We start from the raw sequence: 16,010 nt of genomic DNA, 5'->3' as shown, positions 1-16,010 counted from the left end.
CGCTCCTTTGTTCATTCCTGGGAAGGACTGATATTTTTATCTTTTGCAATATGTTCGAGAATATCAACCAAGTCTTTCAGTTGATTGGGCTGTAAAGCCTCTTCAATTTGATCTAACTCAAGGATGGGCTGATATCTTGAAAGCTCATCTTTAAAATTGAACATAATAATGTAACCTCCTTATTCAACGGAAAATATATAGGAACGTAAAGCCCCAATCATATAAAGGGAACCACAGCATATAATAACACCATTTGTATCGGTTATTTCTAAGGCTTTTTGATATGCGTGTTCTAACTCAGGCTCAATGAAGAAAGGCAGTTCCTTGTAACAAACGATATCTGCCAATGTTTGAGCATCCAGCTTGCGCTCGCTGTGGGGTTCGGTAAATACGACCTGACTGGCAAAGGGCATAATTAACTCTGCCATTTTTTCATATTCCTTATCACCTAAAACACCTAAAATGATAGTGATCTTTTTATCTTTAAAATAGGTTTTAATACTTTCTGCCAACTGCCGAATACCATCAACATTGTGTGCACCATCCAAAACCACCATTGGATGTTTTTTGCACACTTCCATTCTTCCTGCCCAAAACGTGTTTGAAATGCCTGTGCGAATTTGGGACTCTGTTAATGGGAAACCACTCTTTTTGATAACCTGGCAAGCTTCCAGAATTGTAATGCAGTTTTGAATTTGATGCTGCCCCAGCAAAGGTAAATATAAGTTATCGTAGGCAAAAGAAGGGCTTTTTACATCAAAAACAGTTCCGTCTATGGTCTGAGAGTGAATTTTTACTGCTGTCTCTTTTGGGCAATAAAGGGGAGCATTCAGACCATCGGCTTGCTTCTTAACAATATTATATACTAATTCTTCTTGAGAATACAACACCACGGGACAACTTTCCTTTATAATTCCGGCTTTTTCTTTGGCAATCTGTTCAATTGTATTTCCCAAGAATTCTGTATGATCCATACTGATAGACATAATGACACTTAAAATTGGGTTTTCTACGATATTTGTAGCGTCATATGTTCCACCCAGTCCCACTTCAATCACAGCAATATCTACACCTTCTTCTGCAAAGTAGAGAAAGGCGGCGCCGGTAATTACTTCAAAAAGAGTGGGCGCATCTTTTCCTTCTGCATTCAATTCCAAACAAGCATCCTTTGTTTTCGTAAGGATTCGTGCAAAAGCATCATCAGATATTTCCTCGCCATTAATCAAAAAACGCTCATTGTAGCTGGCAAGGTGGGGTGATGTATAGCCTGCGGTGCGGTAACCCCCTTCTTGCAAAATAGAGCAAAGCAATGCTGTGGCGGAACCTTTTCCGTTAGTACCTGCAACATGAATTATTTTTAACTTTTTTTCGGGATTACCCAGTTTTTCCATTAAATCGGTAATTCTTTCCAACCCGGGGCAAGATGCAAAACCGATTTCTTTTTCTAAATAATGTATGCTTTCTTGATAATTCATCCTATTCTCCTATCACAAAAGAAACCAAAATAAAATTCCGCAGTAGGCATAACTTTTCATGAAAAACCATTTTGCCTCAAAAGGAATAAAATTTTGGTAATCGTCAAAAATTTTTATGGGCGGCAACGTAATTGCGCCCATCACATAAAACGTTGTTTTTGTTCCATCTGTTTATAAATTATAGAATCTTTTATATCTTTTTTAGCCTTTATCTATTATACCAAGATTCGTATTTTCTGCAATAAGATTAAGAAAAGTGAAAAAGAATTTTACGATGAGATTTAGATTAGAAAATAAGGTTGTCGGAAAGGGAATAAAATTGTATAATAGAACAGATTTATGGGGAATGAAAGGAGAACTGCCATGAATGGAAAAATGGATGATGATAGAGGAAGAAAAAGGCAGGTAGATAGGCGGAGATTGCGGGAAAAAAAACGTAGGCGAAATAGAAATATTCGATGGGGGATATTTCTCTTAATTGCGGTGGTGATTGGCCTTCTTTCTTTCGGATTGTTTAAGAGTTTTATGCAATCCTCAGTAGAGGAACCAGTATTGACAGGTGAAACTGTAACGGTGACAATTCCCGAAGGGGCATCTACAGCAGATATTGCAAAAATATTAAAAGAAAATAAGCTGATTAAAAGTACACTTACCTTCCGTGTGAGTAGTAGACTTGATGGCTTCGATGGAACCTATCGTCAAGGGACTTATGAGATAGATAAAGGTTTAAATACAACCCAAATTATGGAGTTGCTGCAAACTGGGGTGGTTTTAGATGAAATGAAAATTACCATACCCGAAGGTTTTACAACAAAGCAGATTGCTGCAAAAGCAGAAGAAAAGGGTATTTGTACTGCTGAGGAATTTATTAATGAGTGTAATACAGGAACTTTTGAATTTGATTTCTTAAAGGATCTTCCGGATAGAGAGTTTAAGTTGGAGGGCTATCTTTTTCCTGACACATACTTTATTAAGGAAGAAACCACTGCACACCAACTGATTCAAGCAATGCTGAAACGCTTTGAACAAATGTATACAAAGGAATATCAAAACGCTGTGGAAGCAAGTGGGCATACTTTAGATGAGCTGGTTACGATCGCTTCGATTATTGAAAAAGAAATTAAGGTGGATGAAGAGCGTCCTCGTGCGGCGGGGGTAATTTATAACAGACTTAAAGATGGAATGCCTTTGCAGGTGGATGCCACGGTTTTGTATGCCATGGGCATTGTAAAGGAAGATATATCTACCGTTGATCTACAGGTGGATTCTCCGTATAATACCTATAAAGTAAAAGGACTTCCTGTTGGGCCGATTTCCAACCCTGGAGAATTGTCCTTTAAAGCAGCCCTTTATCCAGAAGATAATAAGTATATTTACTATGTGGTTGAGGCAAAAGGGAAAGATAACCATGTTTTCTGTGAAACTTATGAGGACTTTTTGAAAGCCAAGGAAAAATATAAGGCTAGCGGAACCTAATTTAGGAGAGAATAAAATGAATTATGTAACAGATGATACGATGAATACCTTTTTGCGCACCATACAACCCATGTATGACGGCGTTTTAGGGGAGATACAAAGGGACGCAAATGAAGGGAATGTTCCGATTATACCTTTGGAAACAGCCAGACTGATGAGTGTTTTGCTCTCTATGAAACAACCGAAGCATGTTTTGGAAATTGGAACAGCTGTGGGTTTTTCTGCGGGGCTCATCAGTAAATATTTACAACCAGGTGGAACAGTAACCACAATTGATCGTTTTGAAGTTATGCTAAAGGATGCACGCCCCAATATCAAACGAATGGGGTTGGAAGAAACCATCACGATTTTGGAAGGGGATGCTGCAGACATCCTGCCAACCTTAGAGGGCCCCTATGATGTGATTTTTTTAGATGCTGCAAAAGGGCAATATCATAGTTTTTTGCCTCACTGTTTGCGGTTGCTGCCCATTGGAGGGCTTTTGATTGTGGATGACGTTTTACAGGGAGGGACAATTGCTCAAACCCGTTTCAGTGTGCCAAGGAGACAGCGCACCATCCATAAACGTTTAAGAACGTTTTTATGGGAAATTACCCATAACGAGGCATTGGAAACCTCTATCATCCCCATTGGGGATGGTATGGCGCTTTGTTATAAAACAAAGGAAACAGAAGGAGAAATGAAACATGTGGAAATTGAATAAGCCGGAGCTTTTGGCTCCTGCAGGTGATTTGGAGAAACTGAAAATAGCGGTGCTTTATGGTGCCGATGCAGTATATATTGGTGGTGAGGCTTACGGTTTGCGGGCTAAAGCGAAAAATTTCGGTTTGGATACCATGGCTGAAGGCATTCGTTTTGCTCACGACCACGGAGCAAAGGTTTATATCACAGCGAATATTTTTGCCCATAATGCGGATTTTGAAGGCATGGCAGAGTATTTTAAGGCGGTAGAAAAAATTGGTGCGGATGCGCTGATTATTTCAGATTTGGGTGTATTTTCCGTGGCTAAGGAAGCGGTACCTAATATGGAGATTCACGTTTCTACCCAAGCAAATAACACCAATTATATGAGCGCCAGCATGTGGTATAAGCTTGGGGCAAAGCGTGTTGTCATTGCCAGAGAGCTTTCCTTTCCGGAAGTAAAGCAAATTCGGGAAAACATTCCTGAGGATATGGATATTGAGGCCTTTGTGCATGGGGCAATGTGCATTTCTTATTCGGGGCGGTGCTTACTGAGCAATTATCTAAGCGGCAGAGATGCAAATAAGGGAGCTTGTTCTCATCCTTGCAGATGGAAATACCATTTGGTGGAAGAAACCAGACCTGGTGAATATATGCCTATAGAGGAAAATGAAAGAGGGACATATATTTATAATTCCAAGGATCTTTGCATGATTGAACATATCCCCGATATTCTAGAATCAGGAATTATGAGCCTGAAAATCGAAGGCCGTATGAAGACACCTTTTTATGTAGGAACAGTGGTAAAGGCATATCGTCAGGCCATTGATGATTATATGACTTCACCTGATTTATATCGAGAAAAACTGCCTCAGTATTTGGAAGAAGTTTCCAAGGCGAGTCATAGAGACTACACCGAAGGCTTCTATTATGAAAAGCCTGATGGGAATCAACAGATTTACAATAGTAATACGTATATTCGTGGTTTTGACTTTGTTGGTATGGTTCAAGAGGACAGCAACTCTGAAACAGGAATTGCCATTGTGGAACAGCGTAATAAATTCTCTGTTGGAGATACCATTGAGGTTATGCCTGCAAAGGGAAATGCATTTACAATGAAAGTTTCTAAGATGTGGGATGAAAAAGGAAATGCGGTGGAATCTGCGCCACACCCTCAGCAAATTTTACAAATTTTGTTTGAAAAACCAGTAAAAAAATTCGACATGTTGCGCAAAAATGTGTTGGATGCTAAATAAAAAACTTGATTTTTGTCTGAAATACAGCTATCCTATATAATAGAATTGAGTAAAGGGAAAAGGATAAGCTTATGGAATTAACACAGTGTATCAACTATTTATTGACTACAGCACAGCATTCTGTTTTTCAGCATCTGAGCTCAAAGCTGTCTGAGTATGACATTACACCATCCCAATATGGTGTTTTAAGCTGCTTATGGCAAAAGGAGTTTGCTACACCAAAGCAAATTTCAGAGATTCTCTGCTTGGAAACATCTACTATTTCAGGCGTGCTAGATCGCATGCAGAAAAAAGGTCTGATTGATCGGGTAATCAACAAGGAAGATAGACGTGAAGTTAGAGTGGTTCCGACGGAAAAAGGGAAAGCTTTAGAGGCACCTATTGGAAAAATCATTGATGACGTGAATGATGAGGTATTGAAATGCTTTTCTGCAGAAGAGATTGGGGTATTGAAGAATTATCTGCGCATTATTGCGGATGGGAATCATTTTGCAGGATAAATTAGAAAGGTGGGTCTTTTGACCTGCTTTTTTTATTTTAATGAAATTTTGCTAATATGTATCAGGGCAAGGCCCTGTTTTAATCCTTTAAAGCAGTATTAAGCTTTTTCAATGCTTTTTTTTCTATTCGTGATACGTACGCTTCTGTTACAAAAGGGCTAAATAAAATTTAAGATTAATAATAAAAAATTTAACAGCAATTGAATTGGAAATCTGGAATAATATTACTATTTTTCATTAAGCAGGAATTTTCTGTTGTTTTATGCAAAAAGTTTTGTTACAATGTGGATGAGATTATTGTAACTACTGATTGAAATTTACTATTGTAAATCTGCCAATCATTTTATGGAAAAGGGGAGTGAGCGCAATGATTGATAAGTTTTCAAAAAGAGAAAAAAAAGGCTACACCCTTATAGAAATGCTGGTTGCAGTCGGAATCCTGATTGTCATTTGCGCCATTGCCATACCTGCGGTAGCCGGCCTTAGAAGAAGCCTTGAGATAACCAAGTATGATGATGTTGCAAGGCAGATTTATTTGGTTTCACAAAACAAGCTTACAACCATGAAAACTGTTGGAACATTAAATACGTTTTGTGAAAACATTGTGAAGGATGAAGATTATTCTGAAAGAAAATTAGGATTTATAGGTAAAGAACCTCAAGATTTCGATGGAGAAACAGATGATTGGAAAAAACTTTATTATTTTACGGATACGGATACTGTTTTTATTGATTATATAATAGGTAATGATTCCATTTTAAATGCTTCCTTAGAAACGGGAGGGCATTATTTGGTAGAGTTAAATCCTGAAACAGGAGATGTTTACGGCGTTTTTTATGGAGAAGAAATGTTTACATATGATGATATAATGGCACTTGCTTCAAGAGGTAAAAGCGATCGAAAAGAAAAAATGATTGGTTATTATGGTGGGATTTCAGAACTTTCCCAAGGTATTGGTCTGCCGGATAAGTTTGAACCCGCTGTAAAAGTGGTAAATAAAGAAGATTTATATTTGGATATTGAATGCAGTGGCATGAGAAAGCTGATTAAAAATCCCGAGAATATCCTTTTGTCTGTGACCATTACAGATGAGAGGTTTCGACCTGATGATACATCAAACCATTCCTTTACCATTGAATTGAAAGGTGGTAGAGATTTTTGGATTAGCAATGATAAGGCAAAAGTTCAAGTTCTTTTGGATAGTGTTCGTGGAGGCATGGAAAGCTTTCAAAATATTACACGGGGGAAACTGACACCAGGTGATAATATAACTGCAACAGTGACGATAACCTATGCCAGAGAAGGTCTTACTGTTACCGGAAGTGCAGTGGCGCCCGTTACAAACAGCCTTTTTGCATCAAAAGATGTGGATGAAAATTTGGCTGTTTCCAGTGTCCGCCATTTAAACAATTTAAGATCATCAAACTATTCTGCCACAGGTAAAGATGGACTTATTATTACCCAGACAGGTGCAATTGACTATGATTATAGCAAATGGCCTGCCGGTTCCATGATTAGCAGTTATGATATAAAAAGAATCCACCGTATTCAGATACCTTTGCTCCCATTGCAAACCCATCATTATTTGATAGAATAACATTCAATGGAAATAATAATGAACTTCGGAATTTTAATATAGCTGGAACGAATAATATTGGTTTGTTTAGCCAGTTGAAAGATTGTGCTTTCATGAATATGAAGTTGGTAGATTTTAGTGTTTCGGGGAGCGCCTATGTTGGTGCATTGGCAGGGCAAATGCAAGGAGGAAGCATAACCAATTGCGGGGTTTATCTTACAACAAGGGATGAATATAACCGTCCTCTTACAGATATGGGAGACCGTGTTGCACGCTATCGCGTTAGTGGAACGGATTATGTTGGTGGATTGGTAGGACGAATCAGTGGTGCTACAATCACAAAAGCTTCATTTGCAGCAATGAATGTTGCGGGGAATGCGTATGTAGGGGGATTTTGTGGCGAATACAGCAATGGACAGATATTCAATTCTTATGCCTCGGGCAAGGTGAATGCAACTGGAAGCTATGCCGGCGGGTTTGCGGGAAGAACTGCAAATACATCTATGAATAGTTGCTATTCCACCTCGGACGTAACGGCTCAGTGGTATGCTGGTGGCTTGGTGGGAAGTGCAGCCAATGGAACGATTTCCGATTGTAGTGCCTATGGTTTGGTACAAAGAGGGGATAGCCTTATAGATAAAGCTACCTCGGGTGGATTTGCCGGAACCTCTACTGCAACCTTTCGCAATTGCAAATTTTTAAGACAGGCAAATTATAATTATGATTATACGATTAGTTTTGCGGATGTTCTGCCAAAAGGATTTCCAGATTTAAAGGTTTCAGGGAATCTTGATAGTAATTGCTACCCATATAGTGATGCTTTGGTAGGAAACCCCATCCCTTTTGTAATGGTGCATAGGGAGGATGGAACAATTCTACCTCATTATGGAGATTGGCCCGCAGAGTTAAAATTACAGACATCTTTGGTTTATTATGAAAGATATGCAAATGCCGATGCAGAGGGAAGCTATTATGGCTATTATGCAGAAACAAGCTTGATGGCAGAAGGGGATAGTTTTGATACAGGGGGTATCAATAGCTGGAAACTAAATACCTTGCGGCAAGAACCTTGTGTGGAGGATGGCTATGCCATCATGACAATCTATTCTTTGACGAAGTTCAATTATTGTTTGAATTTAAAGGATAATGCAACTGCCGATGAAAAGACTGCGGCGACAAAAGTGGTAAATATTACGGATACCCAGAGTGCCGGTACAGCAAAAAGAATTACCGATAAAGTTTCTTTGCAATTTTCAAATACAGCAGATGGGGCGAGGTATACCATTTCAAATGCCAAGGTTTTCCGCCTTCCTTTTGCATTGCAAATGACTGACCGAAATACAGCGGCAAGGTTTTATGACCGCTTGACGATAACAGGCTATATTGATGAAAAAGCAGTGTTCGAGAATTATACATTTTTCTACTGCCCTGACTTTGCAAAAAATGCAATTAATCCCGATATCAGCACAACTGCGGCTGCGGTTCCCAAAAACCCAACAGGGGAGAGTCGACCTATTTCCGTTAGAAGTCCAAGACATATTAATGCTTTGGCTCGTGCTGCCTATTATTGGAATACGACAAAATGGACTGATAGTAGAGATACACGGTATTATTATAGACAGGAAAATGATATTGATTTTGGGACTTATACGAAGACATACTGCGGTATAAGCTATAACCTGATGGATACCGCAAGTGGGAATGCATATCGAAACAGACCTATAGGGCGTCCCAATTCTCAGGCGTTTACAGATCCTACGGGAGCCACCTATACACCAAGTAACTTTAGAAATGTTTATGATGGTCAAGGATATGAAATTATTGATTATCGCTGTGTTACGACGAATGAGGATAGATATCAATTTACAGGCCTTTTTGGTGAGGTACAGGGTGCTTCTCTGAAAAATATCGTTATGGTTGCTTCCGATCCTGAAAACAAATCCGGTTATGTTATCTCTGAATATAATGACGGTTCACATCATCCCGGTGTTGGAGCTTTGGCGGGCTTGGTGTATGTTGGTAAAAAAGACAGCGATGATAATGAGCAATATCGAAATGATGATACATATTCTTATGCATCTGTTAAGAATTGCTCTGTAACTGGATATACAGTAAGTTATGCTCCGAAAAGTAATGCTAAGCTGCCCTGTGCTGTGGGTGGTTTGGTAGGTTATAACTTTGGTAGAATTGAAAATAGCAGTGCGGTAAGTAAGCTGGTTACTGCGGACCGAAGCTCTAATGTTGCCCGTTTTATTGGCGGTTTGGTGGGCTCAATCAATGGTAGAGGGACTATTACAAACTGCTATAGCGGTGGTATCGTATCAGCCTCGGACAGTTCCTCATCCAACACCTATTTGGCAGGAATTTGTGCCGGCTTTGATAATATTTATGGTATTTATGATAATCAAGCCACCAGTAGAAATATGGTCATTACAAATGTATATAGTTATTGTACATGGGATAATGACAAATACCCTATTAGAGGTGTTCCTTATGCTGTAATCAATAAACAGGATAAGCTGAAACTTTATAATGGTTACTACTTAACAAATACCGTGGGTACGGGGGTAACTTTAAATGGCACAGTAGCCGGTGGGGATTTTTCAGTCTACAAATTAAATTATTCCCAGTTATGTGCACTATCCATTCCAGCAAGCAAAGATAGTGCAACTGGTGTCGATGCAAGGGGCTCGGGTCGTGCTACCTCGGGGAATACTTATCCGTGGTCTTCATCATTAGATTCCGTGGCTTATTCTTACCCTGCACTGGTGATCAATCCAAGAGAAAAAACCACTACCTATGTTCATTATGGAGATTGGTATTACGAGTCAACAAAGAAGGATTCAGGTTATTTAACTTATTATGAGCTGTATTCCGATGGTACCTTTGCAACCAGCTATATCAATGAAAAGAATGCACTTGCTTATGTGGGAAGCTTTGACACAACCAACAGCAAAACCATCGAAAGTGCTGGGTATGGTATCCTTCGACTGCTTGAGGATGCAGGAACCTTTAAAGCAAATGGTCAGACTCTTCAGCTAGGGTCTATTCTAAAGAACAATATTGCAGTAGGTAGAGGAATCTATAATTTATTTAGCCTTAATGATGAAAGCTTGGGGTTATTGAACCCTGAGAACAATTTGATAAGCAAGGAATTGCAATTTGGCTATGATGAAACAGAGGATTCTATGAGAACCCCTAGAACACGAACAATTCATGTAAACGGAGCCTTTGCCGATACGCTTTCTACCTCGGCATTACAGGCTTCACCTGAGGCACCTCTTAAGGTGCGTACAGCCCAACAGCTTCAAAACATGACTTCAGCAAGCAGTGGATGGAATATTAAGCTGGATCATGATGTTGTTGCAGGCGTAAATACGGGAGGTATTCACAATGCAGGGTACACATTTGATGGTGGGTACATTTCGGGTGGCAATGCTAGAGTTTTCAATGGATATAAAACCGGAAGTAATGGTAACCGTATTTTCGGTTTGACAAAGCCTTTGTTCGATATCATTGCTATAAATGGCGATGTGAAGAATTTGGCTCTAGTTGGAATAAACATGAGCAGTTCTACAGATGGATTAGCGGCCGTAGCTAAAACGAACAATGGAGATATTCAAAATTGTCTTGCTACAGGTACAATTACAACAAATACTACTAACTTGGGTAGTGCGGGTATGGTAGGTCAAAACTTCGGTACTATTTCAAATTCTTATGTGAATGTAGCGATTTCCAGTGGGAAAGGTGAAGCGGCGGGCTTTGTACTTAGAAACAGTGGAACCATAAATAATTGCTATGCATTAGGCCAAGTGCAGTCTGCCAATGCAGTTGCTTCCGGTTTTATTGGCAAAACTTCTTCTGGGTCTAATGTTCAGAGTTGCTATACCCTTGCCAACATATACGGAACCCAGAGCTATGGATTTGTTCCAACAGGTTCTACGGGCATTACCACAGCATCGTGTTATTGGGCAAAGGATAAAACCATAAACAATGCAATTACCAACTCTGGTGGAACAAGTAAATCCCTCACGCAGTTGAAAACGGTATTTACCTCCGGAGCTTGGACAACAAGCAACACAAGTGCAACATGGAGCAATACCATGAGTGGGGCTTACCCTTATCCCAGACTTTCTGCATTGGATCACTGTGGGGATTGGCCTGTAGGAATAAGCGGGAAGGTTGGAGCGATTAAGTTGTATCGCAGTGGCGGAAATTATTATGCAAATGGTATAATGGTGAGTCTTGAAGATATGTCACAAGGAAACCTTTACGCCCAAGGCTCTGCAATGTACAATTATTTTGGCTATCCATATTACAGTAATAGATATGCATATGGCATTGTTTTTGATAGTGATTTTGCACAGGATTTATCTAATTGGGAAGCGAAATATACCTATAGCTATAACTATTTTGGCTGGCGATGGGGTGAAGATACGATTAATCTTTCCACAGTCTCGGAAGGGAACCTAAGGAATAGCAACGCAAATGGACTTACATTAAATGTGTTCTGGGTAACCAATGGGTATTATTTGGATGAAGTGATATTAAGAAATAAAACGGATGGTACAGTGCATGTATTTGTATATAACAATAACACATTTACCTACCAACCCTAAGGACAAAGAGGTGCTTTTATGAAAATCTATAAAAAAATAAATAGCAATAAAGGCGCCTCTATCTTGCTTGCACTCATGCTTTTCTTTGTTTGCTTTATGGTTGCCTCGGTCATTTTAAGCTCAGCTACGGCAAATATTGATAAGATACGCCAGAGGGATGAGAATCAGAAAGAGTATCTCTCCGTAGGCTCGGCGTCAAATCTTCTCAGGAATATTTTCGGAGGGGTAGAGTATAAGGGTTGGGAAACAAACACAGTCTATGAGTGTTTTGGGGAGCTTTTGCAAATTAGACCTGAAAGGCATAGTGATATAGCTGAGCTTTGTACGGAAATGGACTATGATAAGGGTGTTGAGGCAAGGCTGCGGGCCGAATTACAAGGCATGGTGTATGAGGCGTTTACTTCTCATACCCAGTATGTAACACCCAAGCCGGTATCTGCTGTTATAACCAAAGAATTTGTGATAAAAGGCACAGGTATGAAAGATGTGAAGTTGAAAATGTCCTTGGATCGAGATTCTTATTTACTCACCTGTTCATTGACACTAAATGATAGCACGGATGTAAACAATGCAATGACCGTAACTTTTAAGGCGGGGGTAAACGCCCAGAATAAAGATTCGGCAGATGTGCTTATTAAACCTGATGTTGATTCTCATGAAGTGCAAATTGAAATTGATGATGATGGAATAAGATCAAAAGTATGGGTACCAAAAACCTATGATGTTACTGTTTATACTATTAATACACGTATTGCTTATGATGCAGGAACCGTTTCAAAGGGGGTGTACCCTTGAAATTGATACATAGTAAAAAAGGGGAAACATTATTAGAAACCTTGGTGGCGATTTTAATTCTCACAGTTTCTGCCATGCTGTTGGCAGAGGTGACCGCATCCTCAACAAGAATAAATTTGAATGCTGAAAAAGTAGATAAAAAATATCGTAATGATTTGGAAAAGGTGGAAAAAAGAGAGACTCCTACTATCGGAGTAGTGACAATACAAAGCGGTGGTACTTCCTATACCTATGATGTGAATTATTATGGAGATAGATCGGGATTCACCTCCTATGTAGCTGTAACAAAGGAGGGTGGAGCTTAATATGAAAGGAATCAAGAAATGCTTAAATAAAGGGGGATTCTCCCTTTTTGAATCTATGGTAGCCTTATTGATTATTTCAATCCTAACCATTGGAATTACGACTGCGGTAAATGCGGCAGCAAGTATTTATAAAAAATCCCTGTTTGTTTCTGAGGGGGAGGTGCTGGCAGCTACCATTGATACTGCTCTATCTGATGTTCTGCGGTTTTCTTCCTCTGTTAGTGAGGAGGATGGTAAGATTCAAATTACCAATGAAAACTATAGTGTTGTAAAGGGGCATTTTGTACTGAAAAAAGGCTGGCTTTATTTAAATCTGACAGACGAAAAGGCGGACGGTGCAGATGATGCACCACTGGTGGCATTGATAAACGGTGGAACTTATACGTCTATGAAGATTGATTCCTTTACCTTGAATTATAAAGATGGCGTTTTTTCCGGAAGCTATGTCATTCAAAGTAAAGACGATAGCAATTTGAGAAAAAAATATACTTTTATTTTTCGTACATTAAGCATAGCATAGTAACACCGCAAAGAGGGGGACAAAGGATAAAATGAAGTTTAAAAGATTGGGCGATATGCTGACTTCAACAGGAGTCATTTCCGATGAACAGCTTGAAATTGCTTTAAAAAAACAAAAAAAGACCAAGAACCGCTTGGGAAAAGAATTGATTGAAGAAGGAATTATTTCCGAGGAACAGTTGATTGAAACGTTAAAGCTTCAATTAGGCCTTGATTCCATTGACTTATCGGTGATATCAATACCTAGCTCCCTTTCAGAGTTGGTGCCCAAAAAACTGGCCAACAGTTACGGTCTTGTGCCGGTGAAGCTGGAGGGAGATTCCTTATATGTGGCAATGAGCGACCCATTAAACTTCATGGCATTGGAGGATGTAAAAGCGGTTAGCAAAAAGCGTATTATTCCTATGATTGCAACGGAGGAGTCAATACAAAGAAACATTGCCTCTTTATACGGGAATGAAGGCGCCGCTAGGGCAATTGCTGAGATGAAGCGGGAAATAGATGATGCTCCTGTGGTTGCCATTCTAGGGGATTCCTTTATGTCCAATATCATTGATAATGATGAGCAATCCGCACCAACCATTCGTTTGGTGAATTCATTGATTGAACGAGGGGTGATGGAGCATGCCAGTGACATTCATATAGAGCCCAGTGAAAAAGAGGTTCGAGTAAGAATGCGAATTGATGGCTTGCTACGGCATGTTATGACAGTGCCCAAGGATTTGCAGGCTTCTGTGATTTCTCGTCTGAAAATTATGGGGGGCATGGATATTACGGAGCGCAGAATTCCTCAGGACGGTCGTTCGAATGCTAAGGTAAAAAAAGCGGACATCGATTTGCGTATGTCTACCTTGCCTACCATTTATGGTGAAAAGTTTGTTATCCGTTTACTGGATAAAAATACGCAACTTTTGGATAAAGCAAAAATTGGTCTAACAGGGGAAGATTTGGAAAAGTATATGAAACTGATTGACCAAAAGGGCGGCGGCGTAGTTTTGATTGCCGGGCCAACGGGTTCAGGAAAATCTTCAACCCTATATACAATGATTCGAGAATTAAATACGGTTGAAAGTAATCTGATTACCCTTGAGGACCCTGTTGAGTATAATATATCCGGTATCAATCAGGTTCAAATCAATGAAAAAACAGGGATGACCTTTAGCGGCGGTTTAAGGGCAATTCTTCGACAGGATCCGGATATTATTGCTGTCGGTGAAATTCGTGACGGTGAAACGGCTGAGATTGCCATGAGAGCCGCTATTACAGGTCACTTGGTGCTCTCAACCATACATACCAACAGCGCAATTGCCACGCTGGATCGTCTTTTAGATATTGGTGTTGAGCCTTATCTGATTTCAAGTGCTCTAAACGGTGTTGTTTCCCAGCGTCTTGTACGCAGAATCTGCCCTAATTGTCGAAAGGAATATGCGCCTTCTTCGGAAGAATTGGCAAGCATTGGTCTATCTCAAGAGATCAATCATAAGTTTTATCATGGAGATGGTTGTCCGTTGTGCTTTAATACGGGATATCGAGGAAGAGTTGCAGTGTTTGAGATTTTGGTTATGGATAGAAAAGTGAAAAATGCCATGGCATCTGGTGCAAAAAGAGAAGAATTAGCGGATATAATACAAAGTGATAAGAAGTTTGTATCCCTAGCAGACAATTGCAGGAGATTGGTTTTGGAAGGTGTAACCACCGTTGATGAAGCAAAAAGAATAACGAATTCAGAGGATTATGCTTATGAGAGTTGATGACCTAATTGTTTATGCCAATGATAAGAAGGCTTCGGATATTCATTTGATTTTTGGCTTGCCACCCAAATGCCGTGTCAATGGGCGGTTAGAATCTATGGCCGATTTCATCTTAAATGATGAGGATTGCGATAATTATGCCATGGAATTAGCCAGATATCGGTATGAAGATTTTTTGGAAGTTGGAGAAATGGACTTGGCAAGAACCATTGAGGGGATTCGTGTCCGTATCAATTTGTTCCGTCAGCAGGATCATACCTCTGTGGTTATCCGACTTTTGAATGATAAGATTCCAGTGCTGGAAAGTTTGGGCTTGCCAGAGGGGGTAGAAAGTCTAACGGAGCTTAAGCGTGGCATTGTCATTGTTACAGGACAAACGGGTTCAGGTAAGTCCACCACCCTTGCATCCCTGATTGATCGTATTAATCATACAAGGGATTGTCACGTTATCACATTGGAAGACCCTATAGAATATATTTATGAGCCGGATTTGAGTATTTTTAACCAAAGGGAAATCGGGCGAGATACAAAAAGCTACGAATCAGGGCTTCGTTCCGTTTTAAGAGAAGATCCTGATGTTATTTTGATTGGTGAGATGCGAGATACCACTACTATGGAAACCGCCTTAAAAGCGGCGGAAACAGGGCATTTGGTGCTAACCACATTGCATACCGGCTCTGCGGCAGAGGTTGTGGATCGTATTGTCGATTCCTTCCCAGAGGCTAGACAACAACAGATTCGTTTACAGCTTTCATTAACCCTTATGGCAGTTTTGGCACAACAGCTTCTGCCCAAAAAGGATGGAAGCGGGCGGATTCCCGCATGTGAATTTATGCTGGTGAATCCTGCAATCAGAAATTTGATTCGAGAAGGAAAATCTCCTCAGATAGACAACGTCATTTCGACGACGGCAGATAAAGGCTCTGTTACTATGGATAATGCAATCATCAAGCTTTATCGTGATAAAAAGATTTCTAGCAGAACAGCCTTGTTTGCCGCAAAAAATTTGGAATTTGTAAAAAGAAATATCACATAAGAAACAATTTCCATCAGTGGA

Annotated in this window: 13 protein-coding genes; 11 read left to right on the top strand and 2 right to left on the bottom strand. The window is 39.8% G+C overall.

Translation table 11 applies throughout. The annotated features are described in order from the left end of the window. Positions 1-11: 11 nt before the first annotated feature. Positions 12-164, bottom strand: coding sequence for a hypothetical protein (locus tag CPRO_RS15390; RefSeq protein WP_157881671.1), 153 nt, complete (start codon positions 162-164; stop codon positions 12-14). 15 nt (positions 165-179) lie between these two features. Next, on the bottom strand, positions 180-1,475 hold the full coding sequence (locus CPRO_RS10625; protein ID WP_066051515.1) for a bifunctional folylpolyglutamate synthase/dihydrofolate synthase: 1,296 nt from the start codon (positions 1,473-1,475) through the stop codon (positions 180-182). 363 nt (positions 1,476-1,838) lie between these two features. Here CPRO_RS10625 and mltG point away from each other — a divergent pair, with 363 nt between their 5' ends. The 11 genes from mltG to CPRO_RS10570 all read left to right on the top strand — a co-directional run bounded on the left by mltG (position 1,839) and on the right by CPRO_RS10570 (position 15,989). Next, the gene (gene mltG / locus CPRO_RS10620) at positions 1,839-2,951 is read left to right on the top strand and encodes an endolytic transglycosylase MltG (protein WP_157881670.1); all 1,113 of its coding nucleotides are present in this window, start codon (positions 1,839-1,841) and stop codon (positions 2,949-2,951) included. Between the two features lie 16 nt (positions 2,952-2,967). After that, positions 2,968-3,654, top strand: a complete 687-nt coding sequence (locus tag CPRO_RS10615) for an O-methyltransferase (protein WP_066051511.1) — start codon at positions 2,968-2,970, stop codon at positions 3,652-3,654. Next, the gene (locus tag CPRO_RS10610) at positions 3,647-4,888 is read left to right on the top strand and encodes a peptidase U32 family protein (RefSeq protein ID WP_066053966.1); all 1,242 of its coding nucleotides are present in this window, start codon (positions 3,647-3,649) and stop codon (positions 4,886-4,888) included. The genes CPRO_RS10615 and CPRO_RS10610 overlap by 8 nt, the downstream gene beginning before the upstream one ends. Before the next feature lie 71 nt (positions 4,889-4,959). Continuing rightward, positions 4,960-5,388 carry a MarR family winged helix-turn-helix transcriptional regulator gene (locus CPRO_RS10605; RefSeq protein WP_066051508.1) on the top strand — a complete coding sequence of 143 codons (429 nt, stop codon included), beginning with the start codon at positions 4,960-4,962 and terminating at the stop codon, positions 5,386-5,388. Positions 5,389-5,755: 367 nt separating this feature from the next. Continuing rightward, the gene (locus tag CPRO_RS10600; protein WP_066051506.1) at positions 5,756-6,985 is read left to right on the top strand and encodes a type II secretion system protein; all 1,230 of its coding nucleotides are present in this window, start codon (positions 5,756-5,758) and stop codon (positions 6,983-6,985) included. 92 nt (positions 6,986-7,077) lie between these two features. Next, on the top strand, positions 7,078-11,583 hold the full coding sequence (locus CPRO_RS10595; protein WP_066051503.1) for a GLUG motif-containing protein: 4,506 nt from the start codon (positions 7,078-7,080) through the stop codon (positions 11,581-11,583). Between the two features lie 18 nt (positions 11,584-11,601). Next, entirely contained in the window at positions 11,602-12,378 is a 777-nt protein-coding gene (locus tag CPRO_RS10590) for a hypothetical protein (RefSeq protein ID WP_066051500.1), read from the top strand. Continuing rightward, the gene (locus CPRO_RS10585; protein WP_066051497.1) at positions 12,375-12,683 is read left to right on the top strand and encodes a type IV pilus modification PilV family protein; all 309 of its coding nucleotides are present in this window, start codon (positions 12,375-12,377) and stop codon (positions 12,681-12,683) included. The genes CPRO_RS10590 and CPRO_RS10585 overlap by 4 nt, the downstream gene beginning before the upstream one ends. A gap of 1 nt (position 12,684) precedes the next feature. Continuing rightward, positions 12,685-13,203, top strand: a complete 519-nt coding sequence (locus CPRO_RS10580; protein WP_066051494.1) for a type II secretion system protein — start codon at positions 12,685-12,687, stop codon at positions 13,201-13,203. Positions 13,204-13,234: 31 nt separating this feature from the next. After that, positions 13,235-14,953: a GspE/PulE family protein gene (locus tag CPRO_RS10575; RefSeq protein ID WP_066051491.1), complete on the top strand. Its 1,719-nt coding sequence runs from the start codon at positions 13,235-13,237 to the stop codon at positions 14,951-14,953. Continuing rightward, positions 14,943-15,989 carry a type IV pilus twitching motility protein PilT gene (locus CPRO_RS10570; RefSeq protein WP_066051488.1) on the top strand — a complete coding sequence of 349 codons (1,047 nt, stop codon included), beginning with the start codon at positions 14,943-14,945 and terminating at the stop codon, positions 15,987-15,989. Before CPRO_RS10575 ends, CPRO_RS10570 begins: the two co-directional genes overlap by 11 nt. Positions 15,990-16,010: the final 21 nt, after the last annotated feature.

This window comes from Anaerotignum propionicum DSM 1682 (genome assembly GCF_001561955.1).
GTDB classification, from domain to species: domain Bacteria; phylum Bacillota; class Clostridia; order Lachnospirales; family Anaerotignaceae; genus Chakrabartyella; species Chakrabartyella propionicum.
Note: the sequence above shows the minus strand (reverse complement) of the source record. Positions and strands in the feature narration are given on the sequence as shown.